The sequence below is a fragment of the Terriglobia bacterium genome (genome assembly GCA_020073495.1).
GTDB lineage: Bacteria > Acidobacteriota > Terriglobia > Terriglobales > Acidobacteriaceae > JAIQFD01.
The window spans coordinates 247,771-260,649 of record JAIQFD010000001.1; the positions used below are offsets into that span (position 1 = coordinate 247,771).

Annotated in this window: 13 protein-coding genes; 3 read left to right on the plus strand and 10 right to left on the minus strand. The window is 62.8% G+C overall.

The window, feature by feature from the left end:
• Window positions 1–271: 271 nt before the first annotated feature.
• Both LAN37_01130 and aroE read right to left on the minus strand, forming a co-directional pair.
• The gene (locus LAN37_01130; GenBank protein MBZ5645807.1) at window positions 272–1,294 is read right to left on the minus strand and encodes a trichohyalin-plectin-homology domain domain-containing protein; all 1,023 of its coding nucleotides are present in this window, start codon (window positions 1,292–1,294) and stop codon (window positions 272–274) included.
• Window positions 1,295–1,374: 80 nt separating this feature from the next.
• Window positions 1,375–2,913 (minus strand): shikimate dehydrogenase, encoded by a 1,539-nt coding sequence (gene aroE / locus LAN37_01135; GenBank protein ID MBZ5645808.1) that lies wholly within the window; start codon window positions 2,911–2,913, stop codon window positions 1,375–1,377.
• 272 nt (window positions 2,914–3,185) lie between these two features.
• Between aroE and LAN37_01140 the strand changes: the two genes are divergently transcribed.
• Window positions 3,186–4,715, plus strand: coding sequence for an OmpA family protein (locus LAN37_01140; protein MBZ5645809.1), 1,530 nt, complete (start codon window positions 3,186–3,188; stop codon window positions 4,713–4,715).
• A gap of 161 nt (window positions 4,716–4,876) precedes the next feature.
• Here the strand turns inward: LAN37_01140 and LAN37_01145 are convergent, their stop codons facing one another.
• A complete protein-coding gene (locus LAN37_01145) occupies window positions 4,877–5,509 on the minus strand; it encodes a zinc ribbon domain-containing protein (GenBank protein MBZ5645810.1) in 633 nt (210 codons plus the stop codon).
• Between the two features lie 138 nt (window positions 5,510–5,647).
• Here LAN37_01145 and sppA point away from each other — a divergent pair, with 138 nt between their 5' ends.
• Window positions 5,648–6,559 (plus strand): signal peptide peptidase SppA, encoded by a 912-nt coding sequence (gene sppA, locus LAN37_01150; protein ID MBZ5645811.1) that lies wholly within the window; start codon window positions 5,648–5,650, stop codon window positions 6,557–6,559.
• A gap of 164 nt (window positions 6,560–6,723) precedes the next feature.
• On the plus strand, window positions 6,724–7,041 hold the full coding sequence (locus LAN37_01155; protein MBZ5645812.1) for an integration host factor subunit beta: 318 nt from the start codon (window positions 6,724–6,726) through the stop codon (window positions 7,039–7,041).
• Between the two features lie 54 nt (window positions 7,042–7,095).
• On the opposite strand, the gene LAN37_01160 is transcribed toward LAN37_01155, so the two are convergent.
• The 7 genes from LAN37_01160 to LAN37_01190 all read right to left on the minus strand — a co-directional run bounded on the left by LAN37_01160 (window position 7,096) and on the right by LAN37_01190 (window position 12,874).
• Window positions 7,096–7,353 carry a hypothetical protein gene (locus LAN37_01160; GenBank protein MBZ5645813.1) on the minus strand — a complete coding sequence of 86 codons (258 nt, stop codon included), beginning with the start codon at window positions 7,351–7,353 and terminating at the stop codon, window positions 7,096–7,098.
• A gap of 59 nt (window positions 7,354–7,412) precedes the next feature.
• Window positions 7,413–9,251 (minus strand): phosphoenolpyruvate carboxykinase (GTP), encoded by a 1,839-nt coding sequence (locus LAN37_01165; GenBank protein ID MBZ5645814.1) that lies wholly within the window; start codon window positions 9,249–9,251, stop codon window positions 7,413–7,415.
• 118 nt (window positions 9,252–9,369) lie between these two features.
• Complete coding sequence (locus LAN37_01170; protein ID MBZ5645815.1) at window positions 9,370–9,726, minus strand: hypothetical protein; 357 nt, start codon at window positions 9,724–9,726, stop codon at window positions 9,370–9,372.
• A complete protein-coding gene (locus tag LAN37_01175) occupies window positions 9,723–10,991 on the minus strand; it encodes a Glu/Leu/Phe/Val dehydrogenase (protein MBZ5645816.1) in 1,269 nt (422 codons plus the stop codon). Before LAN37_01175 ends, LAN37_01170 begins: the two co-directional genes overlap by 4 nt.
• 125 nt (window positions 10,992–11,116) lie before the next feature.
• Window positions 11,117–11,359, minus strand: coding sequence for a thioredoxin family protein (locus tag LAN37_01180; GenBank protein MBZ5645817.1), 243 nt, complete (start codon window positions 11,357–11,359; stop codon window positions 11,117–11,119).
• A 14-nt stretch (window positions 11,360–11,373) separates the two neighbouring features.
• Window positions 11,374–12,456, minus strand: a complete 1,083-nt coding sequence (locus LAN37_01185) for a permease (protein ID MBZ5645818.1) — start codon at window positions 12,454–12,456, stop codon at window positions 11,374–11,376.
• Between the two features lie 127 nt (window positions 12,457–12,583).
• Window positions 12,584–12,874, minus strand: a complete 291-nt coding sequence (locus LAN37_01190; GenBank protein ID MBZ5645819.1) for a ferredoxin family protein — start codon at window positions 12,872–12,874, stop codon at window positions 12,584–12,586.
• Between the last annotated feature and the right edge of the window lie 5 nt (window positions 12,875–12,879).

Consider the following 12,879-nt stretch of genomic DNA (forward strand, 5'->3'; position numbering starts at 1 on the left):
GCCATCGGCGAACGGCCACCATTTATCCTAGCCCCTCCGGGGACAAATAGCAACTCTTCCGCTGCATAGCCCCCAGCACTGCGGCGAGGGCATCGTCCGCAGCCGCCATGCCCGCTCTGCGAGGAGTGCCGAAAGGTATGGACTGGGAAGTGGCCGCCAATCGCCCTTGTTCCCTAAGCACGTGAATTTCCAGCCAGTTGCGGAGAGGATGATGGAAGCGTCACCCTCGCCGAGCGACCACACACGGAAGTATCTTGCAGCCGGCGGACGCCTACGACGAAGCGGTTCGGGCGCGCGCTTGCTCGAGCTGCTTCTGCAAGTCCTGGTTGCTTCGCAACAGCTCGCTGATCTCCTGGCGGGCGCGCTGGTTGACCTTCTCCTGCTCGCGTCGCGCCACCTCCTCCGCCCGTTTGCGGAGCTGGTCGGCTCGTTCCAGCGACTTGGCGTTCGCCCAGATAAGCGCGACCAGGAGGATGATCTGGATGGCGGTGGATAAGGCCACGCCTAACTCGTTATCGTAGTAACCGACTTCCTCGCCCTTCCAGCGTAACCACGCGATGATCAGCGAGAGCACGATGGCGGCGGGCAACAGCCGCCGCGCCATGCTCCCCCCAAAACTCTCCCCCGCTACCACGCTCACAAGCCCCTCGGTGGGCCGGACCAGTGCGATCGCTAGAGAGATTAGAGCGATGTTGAGCACGGTCAAAATCGGCATGTGCATCTGGGAGAGCGTCGGGTTGAGAATGCCGTCCAGCAGGCCGAAGACGCAGACAAGAAAGGTCAGGCACGCAATCCATTGCGCGCGGTATGCACCCTGCACTCCGCGCTCATGGATGGCAAACAGAGCCGGTCCGAGGAACACAAATGCGGTGGCGGTCGCCGCCGCCATCCGCCACGGATCCTCCAAGGCCAGGTCCGCGGGCATGCCGGTGACCAGCAGGTGGTCCAGGTGCAGGTGCACGCCGAAGATGTATTCGACCGTCGTCAGGATGCCCAGCAGGAATACCACTGCACCAGAGATCCGGCCCACCGTTCTCGCGATCCCACCTCCGGCTCCTCCGTCTGCCCACCGCCGCCAGGTCCACAGCGATACCGCGCAAAGCATGAATCCCAGCGCGGTGTTGGGCTTCATCACGATGATCCGCGCCTCCGGCCGGAAAAAGAGGGACAGCCTCACGAGCCAACCGCTCAGAACAACCGCACCGATCACGAACACGAGCGTGCTCGACAGTCGGGAAAGAAACTGCAGTGACGAGATCAGGCAGGGATTGAAGCCTTCGGATTGATTTTGCATACCGCGGGAGTGCTCTCGGGGATGAATGCTGATGGTGACGGAATTCGCAGCGCCTGTCAACGCGCCTTCCCGCACGCCGCTCACTTCTGCTTGGGCTGGAGCGCGGACGTGACCACGCGCTGCATCTCGTCCACCGGCGCCGGCTTCCCCGTCCAGATCTCGAATTGGCGCGCCCCCTGCTGCACGAACATCTCCGCGCCCGGGATGACCTGCACCCCCTTGGCCCGCGCCAGCTTCATCAGCTTGGTCTCGGCCGGGACGTACACCATGTCGAGCAGGTACCGGGCGTTGATCTCGTGCTCCTTCAATGGCGACTGCTTCGGGCTCCCCAGGCCCACCGGGGTAGCGTGCACGATGGCGTCGAACTGCAATTTCCGGAGCTGCGCCCGCGTGACGAACTTGCTCTTGGATTTCTTCGCCAACTTCTGTCCCGCCGCCGAGGTGCGGTTGCTGATGAACACTTCCGCGCCGCGCTCCTTCAGCCCGAACGCGGCCGCCCGTGCCGCTCCTCCCGCTCCCAGCACCAGCACCTTCGCGCCATTCAGGGTCATGCGCTGTTCCAGCGGACGGACTACTCCTGCAACATCGGTATTGAACCCATACAGATTACCGTCCTGCGCCCGGACGACGGTATTGCAGGCCCCGATCTTGGCCGCCAAAGGCTCCGTGTTGTCGAGGTATTCGACGATGTCTTCCTTGTAGGGCATGGTGATACTGAGCCCGTGGATGGGGATCTCGCGCACACAGCTCAGCAGGTCGTCCAGGCTCTTCGCGTGCAATCCGAGATAGACGGCATTCACGGTTTCGCGGCGGAATGCGGCGTTCATCATCGCCGGCGAGAGCGAATGCTCGATGGGATCGCCGGCCACGCCGTAGACGCGGGTCGAATTCTCCACCTGCTCGATGCGATAGGTGTCACGCAGGGTCCGGCTGTCGAGCTGTCCCGGCGCGGTTTCCTCTCCGGGGGTGGACGAGGCGAAGGTGAACGCGCTTCCGGCCCTCACTCCCAGCACACGGCTGATGATTCCCTGCTCCCCCATGCACACACCGATCACCGAGCGCTGGTGGCTTTTCTGTTCCAGGAATTTCATCATGACCACGTTGTCGGCGAGACAGGTCGCCGTGGCCACGATCTTGTAGAAGTCGGCAGGAACCGCCGTCATTTTGCGAAAAGTTTCTTCCAGCTTCCGGGTTGCACGGTAGTCGTGGAAGGAAAGGATCAGAGCGGCGGCGCCCCGCACCCGCTGCATATCCTTGGGTTTCATCGCTGCGGCGCTCTGCAGTTCCACATCCACCAACTGGCAGCCTGCAGCCGCCGCCTTCACCAGCACGTCGGCCTGCGCCGCGACCGAACCCCGGAACTTGCCCCCATTCGCAGCCCGGCGACAGGTCCCGATGGCCAGTACCTCGGGATGGTATTCCAAGAAGCGGCGCAGCCGGAGAAACGCGCTGGCAGGCTGCCGGATGTAGTCTAACCTGAACTCAATAAAGGGGTTATCGCGAACCAGGGAATCAGCCTTGGCGATCATTTCGGCGGGGTTGGAGGCAGCCACGGCCACGCACACCCGGGGCAGGCGAAGCGGCAGATGCCGCGGCAACGTTGTGGCCGTCGTTCCCATGCGCAATTGGCGCGCAGTATTACAGATGCACCATTCCCTATGCAACCAGACTTTGCCCCACGGCCACTGGGTGTCCCATCCCTAACGTACCTTTCCGGTAACTAGCGCGTCCTTGACCCGCTCCATTGGGGATGCTACGTTTCGACGCGAGATACAAGGTGGGCGCAGTGTCTGACTGCGTTCCGGAAACCCCGGCGTAGACCTCATTCGAGCCGGGGTGGAGTGTTGGGAAGCTTCCGCCCGCCGTGCGGCTTCGGAAGTCCGGAGGCAACATGAAACGAATCCTTCTCGTCGTCCTGCTGGCGACTGTGACAGTGGCTCAGCAATCGGCGCCCGCGAATCCGTCCGCCAGCGTGCCGCAGGTAGCGGTGACCAACATCGCCATTCGCGCTCAGGCGCCGACCTACTCTGACGTCAATTGCGCGGGCTTCATCGCCGACCAGACGCTGCCGCATGACAAGTTTGTTGCCGGCGGTTGGGCCACGCCGCACCAGACCAAGTTCGGCGACCGCGATTACGTCTATCTGACCGGGGGAGGGTTCCAGGAGGGCGCGCGCTATTCGATCGTCCGCCGCTTGAAGGACCCCAACACCTCCGAATCATTCCAGGGCCAGAGGGCCTTGCTGACCGGACTCGGCGAGCCTTACGCCGAGATGGGTCGTGTCCTGGTTGTCGGCGTCAACGACACCACAGCCATCACCCAGGTCGAGTTCGCTTGTGATGCCATCGTGACCGGCGACGTGGCTGTTCCCTTCGCTGCCAAGGAGATTCCCTCGCTGCGGCCCGCCGTGAGATTCGATCGCTTCGCGTCGTCGAATGGCAAGCTCAGCGGCCACATTGTCATGGCCAAGGATTTCGACACGCTCCTCGGCACCGGCCGAAAGGTGTATTTGAACGTGGGTAGCAGCCAGGGGGTGAAGGTCGGCGACTACTTCCGCGCCGTGCGCACTTACTCGGAAACCAAGAGAGACCGCGCCGATTCGCTCTCCTTCCACGTGGACCAGATGGAGGATACCCAGAAGAGTCCGCCGATGTTCCCCAACACGCGGATCGGCGAGCTTCCGCGCCGCAGCCTGGGCGAGATGATCGTGCTGGGCGTGACCCCGAAGAGCGCGACCGCGATGATCACCTTCGCGGTGGAAGAGATCCACGTCGGCGATGGAGTGGAGCTGGAGGAAGCGCCTCCACCTCCGCCCCCGCCGCCCGCCGCGCCCATGAACCCGCCGACGATCTCGTGTGCGGCGAATCCGGCCACGATCCGCGTGGGTGAGACCAGCGCCGTCACCTGCGAGGCGGCCAGCCCGGACAACCGTCCGCTGCAATACGCCTTTGCTTCCAATGGCGGGCAGATGACGCAGCGGGACAATGTCGGCACGCTGACCTCCAACGAACCTGGGACCATCAGCGTAAAGGCCACCGCGACCGATGACCGCAACCTCTCGGCCGTCGCCCTCACCACGGTGAACGTCGAAGCCCCGCCTGCGGCGCCGACCGCAGCCAAGACCAACGAGATCGCCTTCAAGACCAACAGCGCCTACGTGGACAACCGCGCGAAGGCCGTGCTCGACGATGTCGCGCTGCGCTTGCAGCAGGATCCGAACTCGAGCACAACGCTGGTCGGCTTTGCCGATCCCAAGGAAGCGGGCGCCAAGCGCCTGGCCGCGCGCCGTGCCAGCAATGCCGCCGCGTATCTCACCAAGTCCAAGGGCCTCGACGCCGCTCGCGTCCACACCAAGACCGGCGCCGAAGCCGGCAAGAAAGCCGACATCTGGATGGTGCCCGCCGGCGCGCAAGCCCCCTAACACTCCAGCCGTTTCGATCGCGCCGGCGGCCCGGGCCGCCGGCGATTTTCGTTTGCTGGGAGATTGCGCCTGCGCGCTCTTGTGCGTGGATCATCAGGTCCGCTCCTCCGAAATGCAAGGAGCCGCGCGTGCGCGCGGCTCCATGCTTCTTCGCTCGAGCGCTAATTCGCTCCCATGCCCTTGCCGATGATATTGGCGATGGTGATCTTCGTCTTACCGCCCTCGTCCTGGATGTGGATGGTGATCATCGATCCTTTGCCGCCGACGACTAGGGTGTGCTCGCTGCCCGACGCCGTATACATGCCCTTGGGATATCTCTGACGATAGAACTCGCCGACCTTTTCGGCGGGGTCGCTGGTCTCGAAGATGCCGGTCACCGTGTGCATGCCCATGGCCTGGACGTCGCTGCCGCCTTCGGTGGCCTTGGCGCCAGGATAGATATCGACATCCAGTTTTTCGGCGATCTTGGCCGGATCCTTCGTAGTCTCGACCGTGCCGAATGGCGTGACCACGCGGGCATCGCCCTTCGACTCCGAGATGGCGACTTTGGTTTCCCTCGCGATTCTGCGGACGATGAGCAGGCCGACGACCGAGCCGACAACACCGAGCAGGACGATGCCCGCGACGACGATGAGGACGATCTTCACCGCGCTGCTGGTGCCCTGGGAGGGCGCCGCAGCGCGAGCAGCCGCCGCGCCGCCACCGCCGACACCAGCCGCCTGCTTGGTGCCGCACTTGACGCAGAACTGCGAGGTCGCATCGAGCTGCGCTCCGCAGGATGTACAGAAGGCCATTTCTCACCTCGGGGTGAATTCTCCGCAAGACAAACCGCAGTATATCCCACTCCGAAATCCGCCTGCGGCCCGCGCGCCAATCCGGGCCAAGGCGTCGCCGATGCGAGCTCTCGCCGGTGCTAAACTAAGACCCTCGTTATGGCAAATGATGGCCGTCCTCGCACGCTCCTGTGGGTCGTTGTCGGCGGAGGCGCGTTCTTCCTCTTCCTGATCGCGGTCTTCACCCTGGTGTACATCAGCATGCGCAGCCAGCGCACCGACGGCTTCGGTGGCTTCGGCGACAAGATCGCGGTGGTGGACCTTGAGGGCGTGATCCTGCAACCGAAGACCGTGGTAGAGCAGCTCAAGAAGTACAACGACGACAGCTCCATCAAGGCCATCATCCTGCACGTCAACACGCCCGGCGGGGGCGTAGCCGCCTCGGAGGAGATGTACGACGCGGTCAAGCGCATCCGCGACCAGAAAAAGAAGCGCATCGTGGCCTCCATCGAGACAGTCGGGGCCAGCGGCGGTTATTACGTGGCTTCGGCGACCAACAAGATCTTCGCGGATCGCGGCTCCATCGTGGGCTCCATCGGGGTGATCGCGCAGTGGGTCAACTACGGCGACCTGATGCGCTGGGCCAAGCTGAAGGATGTCACGCTGAAAGCCGGCGAACTCAAGGACGCGGGGAACCCCTCGCGCGAGATGACCCCGGAAGAGAAGGCGTATTTCCAGGAACTGATCGACCAGATGCACGGCCAGTTCATCCAGGCCGTCGCCGAAGGACGCAAGCTGAAGGAGGACGACGTGCGCAGCATCGCCAACGGGCGGGTCTGGACCGGCGAGCAGGCACTGGGCCTGAAGCTGATCGACCAGATCGGCGACTTCCAGGCTTGCGTGGACGATACGGCCAAATCGGTCGGCATCAAGGGCGAGCCAGTGCTGGTCCGGCCGGAGAAAGAGCGCCACACCCTGCTGGATATGCTGTTCGGGGACTTCTCCGACTTTATCCCCGACAAGGCCAAGCTGCTGCAGAACAATCCCGGCTTCTATTACCTCTGGAAGTAAGTTCCGGGGTGAAGGAAAGTGGTTCCCGACCCGTCTTTGCCATCTCCGCCTAGCGCGGTGCCTGGGGCGGGTCCCAGAGGCGCACTCCCCAGCTGTGAAAAAATCGCCTACTCTCTGCATTTTGTGTAAGATACGAGGCGAACTCCCGACCGAGGTAGACCGTCATGACCAAAGCCGACCTGATTGAAGAAGTCTCACGGCTGGTAGAACTTACGCGCAAAGACAGCGAAGTGATCGTCGAAACCATTTTCGACAGCATCGTGCACTCGCTGCGCGCCGGGGACAAGATCGAGATCCGCGGCTTTGGCAGCTTCCGCACGCGGCAGCGCAAGCCGCGCGTCGGGCGCAACCCCAAGACCGGCGACCGCGTCGAGGTCCCGGCCAAAAAGATCCCCTTCTTCAAGCCCAGCAAGGAGTTGAAGGACCTGGTCAATAACGGAGCCGGCCAGCCGGCGGCGTCGGCCCCGGGTTCCCACGGCTGACTCGAAAGCAGCGAGTTCGAACGCATGTAGGCCGGGCAACGCGACCGGCCTTTTTCATTCTTCGGCGAGGAAAAGGGATTCGTCCGGAGTCAGATAGCCCTTGCGCCGGAACCAGTCTGCCATCGCTTCCTGGAGGCGGGGGAGCGGGACTCGCGCGCCGACTTCCATGAGGCCGTCGCCGACGGGGAGCGTGTCGTCGAAAATCTGGTCGTTGGTGAAGTTGCGCATGGAAAAGCTGTCCAGCCATTTCAGCGGAGCGGGCGCGCGCTTGCCGCCGGCTACGTATTCCACGCGGATCTTGCGGGCGAACATCGGGACTCAGAATAACAAAAGCGCCCGGATCGCTCCGGGCGCTGTGGTGAAACGGAGCCTTACTTCTTCGCTGCCTTGAGCCGCTGCTCGAGCTTGTCCACCTCATCCTTCAAGCCCTGAGGCAGGTGCGAGCCGAACTTGGCGAAGTGCTCGCGGATGAGCGGCACTTCGGCCAGCCAGCCGTTCACGTCCACATTGAGCAGTTTCTCGAGATTGGCAGCCGGGATATTGAGGCCGCTCATATCGAACTCACTGCGGACCGGTAGACGTCCGATGGGAGTCTCCTCCGCCTTGGCGGTGCCGTCCACGCGCTCGAAGACCCACCTCAACACGCGGCTGTTCTCGCCGTAGCCGGGCCAGAGGAACTTGCCGTTCTCGTCCTGGCGGAACCAGTTGACGTAGTAGATCTTCGGAAGCTTGGCGCCGGAACGCTGCCCGATCTTCAGGTAGTGCCCGAAATAGTCGCCCATGTTGTAGCCGCAGAACGGCAACATGGCCATGGGATCGCGGCGCAGCTGGCCGACTTTACCCACGGCGGCGGCGGTCGTTTCGCTGGACGCGGTCGCTCCCAGGAACGTGCCGTGCTGCCAGTCGAGCGATTCGACCACCAGCGGCACCACGCCCGCGCGGCGTCCGCCGAACAGGATGGCATCGATGGGCACGCCCTTCGGATCCTCCCACTCCTTGGCGATGCAAGGACACTGCTTCGCCGGCGCGGTGAAGCGGGCGTTGGGATGGGACGACTTGCGTCCGCTCTTCGGGGTCCACGGGCGGCGGAGCCAGTCCACCAACTCGGCCGGTGGAGTATCGGTCATGCCTTCCCACCACACGTCGCCGTCCCGCGTCATGGCGCAATTGGTGAAGATGGCATTGCGGGTGACGCTGCGCATCGCGTTCTCGTTCGACTTCATGCTGGTGCCGGGTGCCACGCCGAAGAAGCCGGCTTCGGGATTGATGGCGTAGAGGCGTCCGTCGGCGCCGAACTTCATCCACGCGATGTCGTCGCCGATGGTCTCGACCTTCCAGCCGGGGATGGTCGGGATCAGCATGGCGAGGTTTGTCTTGCCGCAGGCCGAGGGGAAAGCGGCGGTGACGTACTTCACCTTGCCCTGCGGGTTGACGAGCTTGAGGATGAGCATGTGCTCGGCCATCCAGCCCTCGTCGCGTGCCTGGACCGAGGCGATGCGCAGCGCGTGGCACTTCTTGCCCAGCAGCGCGTTGCCGCCGTAGCCGGAACCGAACGAGATGATCTCGCGCGTGTCCGGGAAGTGGCAGATGTACTTATCCTGGCGATTATTGGGCCAGGGTTTATCCGCGTCGGCGGGGCCCAGCGGCAGCCCGACCGTGTGCAGCCCCTTTACGAATTCGCCGTCGGTCCCGAGCACGTCCAGCACCTTGGTCCCCACGCGGGCCATGATGTGCATGTTGGCGACCACGTAGGGCGAATCCGTCAGCTCAAATCCGATCTTGGCAATGGGCGAGCCGATGGGGCCCATGCTGTAGGGGATCACATAGAGCGTGCGACCGGTCATGCAGCCGGTCAAGAGCTTGTTCAGAATGCCCTTCATCTCGGCCGGATCTTTCCAGTTGTTGGTCGGCCCGGCTTCGTCCTGCGTTTTCGAGCAGATGAAGGTGCGGTCCTCGACCCGGGCCACGTCGGCCGGTGTGGAGCGGACAAAGATGCTGTTCGGCCGCTTCCCGGGGTTCATGGGGATGGCGGTGCCGGCCTGGATCATCAGCCGGAGCATCTCCTGGTATTCGGCGGGAGAACCGTCGCACCAGTGCACGCGCTCCGGCTTGCACATCTGTGCGACTTCGTTCACCCATCGAGCTAGTTTTTTGTGTTTTGCTTGGTCGGTCACTTGTCCGGCTGTCGGTTCATGAGTAGCGGTTGCCATGATTGCCTCATTTATCCCCGATCAACTCGGGGAACGATATGAAAAAAGAATGAATGCGCAACGCATTATTGTGCTCCTGCCGGGGCACAATTCCAAGCTGAAGTTACTGGGGTGCGGCTCAGGCGGGCTGGGGAGTCTGTTGGGAAACGACCGCTTCCAGGTGGTCGAGTGTCTCCTGGACCGAGAGGCTGTACATCTCGCGGCCGCCCTCCAGGCCGGACTCGATCGCTTCCTTGAGATAGTGGCCGGCAATCTGGATGGCCAGCGGATCGGTGATGGCCTTCCCCGTGCGCCGTTTGTACTCGCCCCACGCGGGGTGCGGCAGCGCGATCCACGCGGGGCGGCCGTTGACCAGGAACTTGATATCCACAGCGTCGGCGTGGCGGGTGGCGATGGCCACGATCAGCGCCTGGAAAATGCAGTGCACGTCTTGCCCGGTCCAGCGGTCCCTCACATGGAAATCGTCTAACGTCATGCGTAGATGCCGCGCTGGCGGATGGTGTAGGCCACGCGGTTGATGGCCAGCATGTAGGCCGCGATGCGGTTGTTCACGTTGTGTGTCTCGGCGTAGGCTACCACGTCCTCGAACGAGCTGCGCATGATGTGCTCCAGTTGCTCGTTCACTACCGATTCCTTCCAGAAGTAGCCCTGCCGGTCCTGCACCCATTCGAAGTACGAGGTGGTGACTCCGCCGGCGTTGCACAGGATGTCGGGTATGACGAACACCTTCTTGTCCTGAAGGATGTCGTCGGCCGCGGACGTGGTCGGGCCGTTGGCGCCTTCGGCCAGGATCTTTGCCTTGATGCCTTCTGCGTTCTGCGTCGTGATGACGTTCTCGGTGGCGGCGGGAAGCAGGATGTCGCACTCGGTGGTCAACAGCGCGGACGAATCGTGCGCCTCGGCGCCCGGGAAGCCGACGACGGTTCCGTTGCGCTGCCGGTACTCGACCAGCTTGTCGACCTCGATGCCCTTGGGGTTGTACAAGCCGCCGTCCCACTCGGCGATGCCGATGATCTTGTAGCCGTGTTGGTACATGAGGTTGGCGGCGTTGGAGCCCACGTTGCCGAAGCCCTGCACGATCACCCGCGTCTCGTCGCGGTTCATGTTCAGCTTTTTCAGGGACTCGTCGCAGACCACCATGATGCCGCGGCCGGTGGCCTCGCGTCTCCCGCGCGAGCCCCCCATGTCGATGGGCTTGCCGGTCACTACTGCGGTGACCGTCTGCCGCATGTGCATGGAGTAGGTGTCCATCATCCAGGCCATGATCTGCTCGTTGGTGTTCATATCGGGGGCAGGAACGTCCTTCTCCGGGCCGATGAACTCCATCAGTTCCGCGGTGTAGCGGCGGGTCATGCGCTCCAGTTCGCCCATGGACATCTTCTTCGGATCGCAGATCACGCCGCCCTTGGCGCCGCCGAAGGGGATGTTCACCACGGCGCACTTCCACGTCATCCACGCCGCCAGCGCGCGCACTTCCTCCAGGGTGACGTCGGGCGAATAACGGATGCCGCCCTTGGACGGGCCGCGCGCGATCGAGTGCTGCACGCGGAATCCGGTGAAGACTTCCAGCCGTCCGTCGTCCATCGAGACCGGGATGTGTACGATGAGCTCGCGCGTCGGGTAGCGAAGGATCTTCCACAGCCCTTCGTCCAGGTTCAGCTTCCGCGCCGCCAGGTCGAAGCGCGCCGCCTGCGATTCCCAGGGATTGATCTCCTGCTCGAGGGAAATGGTCTTAGCCATGAAGTTTCTCCGATGAGTGCCGGACGCGGATCGGGAAGGTACAAGACATCGCGCTCAAGTGTGCGGCAGACAAACGGCAAGTATAAGGAACGGGAGGAACAGGAGGCAAGCAGCGGTTGTAAAGGTCAGGCGGCTGTCGGGCTGATCCACTCGTGTATCTCTTGCAGGGATGGGATGCGGCCGGAAGCCTTGACCACCCCGTTGACCGTGACGGCGGGGGTCGTCAGGACACCCGTTTTCGCCAATTCGACGATGTCCGTCGATTTCCGTACGACCGCTTCGACGCCTTGTTTCTGCACGACATCTCGGACCCTTTTTTCTGTCTCTTTGCATCTTGAACATCCTGGCCCGTACACGACGATCTCCAACATGGTCCCTCCATTCAAAGCAACACATTGAACAGGTAGCCGACGATGAGAATGCCGGCCGCGACGATGCTCACAAAGACGGCGATCAACTGCGGCCGCAACACCTTGCGGAGGATGATGGTCTCCGGCAATGAGAGGCCGATCACCGACATCATGAACGCGAGCGCCGTGCCCAGCGCTGCTCCTTTTCCCAGCAGGGCCTGCACGATGGGGACGATGCCGGCAGCGTTGGAATACATCGGGACGCCGATGAGGACGGCCAGCGGCACCGACCACCACGCGCCCTTGCCCATGATTGAGGCCATGAAGTTCTCGGGCACGTAGCCGTGAATGCCGGCGCCGACCGCTAGTCCAAGAACGACAAACACCCAAACCTTACCGACGATCTCGCGCACGGCATCCGCGCCGTAGCGCAAGCGCGCCGGCCAGTCCAGAGACTCTTCTGTGCCGCTGCCCTCGCCGAGTTGCGCCGCGAACACCCATGCCTCGACGTACTTCTCCATCTTGAGCCGTCCGATGGTCCAGCCGGCGACCAGCGCAATCAGCAAGCCGGTAGCGGCATACAGGCCGGCGACACGCCATCCGAACAGACCGAACAGGAGCACCAGCGCGACCTCGTTCACCATGGGAGCGGAGATCAGAAACGAGAACGTGACCCCGAGCGGAACGCCCGTGGTGACGAAACCAATAAACAGGGGCACGGCCGAGCAGGAGCAGAACGGAGTGACGACACCGAGCAGGGTGGCCAGCACATTCCCAGTAAACTCACGACGCCCGGCCAGAATGCGCCGCGTGCTCTCGGGAGTGAAGAAGGACCGCAGGACCCCGACGCCGAAAATCACGAGGGTGAGAAGCATCAGCACCTTCGGGGTCTCGAAGGTGAAGAACCGGACGGCGGATGCAAGGTGAGTGCCCCGGCCCAGGCGGAGGATGGAGTAGGTCAGCCAGCCCGCAACCGCGTCCAGTTCACGGTAGACGAACCACCAAGCAATCAGTACCCCGCCTAAAAGTGCGAACTGCCTCTCAGCGGAGGGGAAAGGGCCGCGTGCTGCTGTTACTGCTTCAACCTCTCCGACCGGGCAGATTTCTGTCGACACTAATGAGCTCCTCTGGACTCACAGAATAAATGCAGCCTGACTCGACTTCGTTACGAAGAAATCCCTGCGATGGTCGGTGCACAAGAAGCCCATGGGCCGTCTCCACTGGCAATGCGTTTCCTTTCCCTTATCCGATCCGTACCGGCTCGTTCATTTGCGCTCGCAGGCGCTTCATGGTCTCTCGAAGCTCATCCTTGCTAGGAAAGCTGATTGCCTGAACCGGACACACATTGAGGCAAGCCTGGCAACCGACCACGCAGTTGTACGGATTGGCGACGACGGGATGGTTGTTTGCTTCGTCCCAAGTGAAAACGTTGTTCTTGCAGAATTCGAAGCACTCCTGGTCTCCCGTGCAGAGATCGATATCCACAGTGGGAAACCACGGAATCTTTTCTCTCGGAATCGTTCCTGCTGGCATGGCAT

Bases quoted from the DNA above. Each gene is read 5' to 3' on its own strand.
- LAN37_01130 (MBZ5645807.1), bottom strand. From the start codon at position 1,294: ATGCAAAATCAATCCGAAGGCTTCAATCCCTGCCTGATCTCGTCACTG.
- LAN37_01160 (MBZ5645813.1), bottom strand. From the start codon at position 7,353: ATGTTCGCCCGCAAGATCCGCGTGGAATACGTAGCCGGCGGCAAGCGC.
- aroE (MBZ5645808.1), bottom strand. From the start codon at position 2,913: ATGGGAACGACGGCCACAACGTTGCCGCGGCATCTGCCGCTTCGCCTG.
- LAN37_01175 (MBZ5645816.1), bottom strand. From the start codon at position 10,991: ATGGCTAAGACCATTTCCCTCGAGCAGGAGATCAATCCCTGGGAATCG.
- LAN37_01145 (MBZ5645810.1), bottom strand. From the start codon at position 5,509: ATGGCCTTCTGTACATCCTGCGGAGCGCAGCTCGATGCGACCTCGCAG.
- LAN37_01170 (MBZ5645815.1), bottom strand. From the start codon at position 9,726: ATGACGTTAGACGATTTCCATGTGAGGGACCGCTGGACCGGGCAAGAC.
- LAN37_01190 (MBZ5645819.1), bottom strand. From the start codon at position 12,874: ATGCCAGCAGGAACGATTCCGAGAGAAAAGATTCCGTGGTTTCCCACT.
- sppA (MBZ5645811.1), top strand. From the start codon at position 5,648: ATGGCAAATGATGGCCGTCCTCGCACGCTCCTGTGGGTCGTTGTCGGC.
- LAN37_01140 (MBZ5645809.1), top strand. From the start codon at position 3,186: ATGAAACGAATCCTTCTCGTCGTCCTGCTGGCGACTGTGACAGTGGCT.
- LAN37_01155 (MBZ5645812.1), top strand. From the start codon at position 6,724: ATGACCAAAGCCGACCTGATTGAAGAAGTCTCACGGCTGGTAGAACTT.
- LAN37_01165 (MBZ5645814.1), bottom strand. From the start codon at position 9,251: ATGGCAACCGCTACTCATGAACCGACAGCCGGACAAGTGACCGACCAA.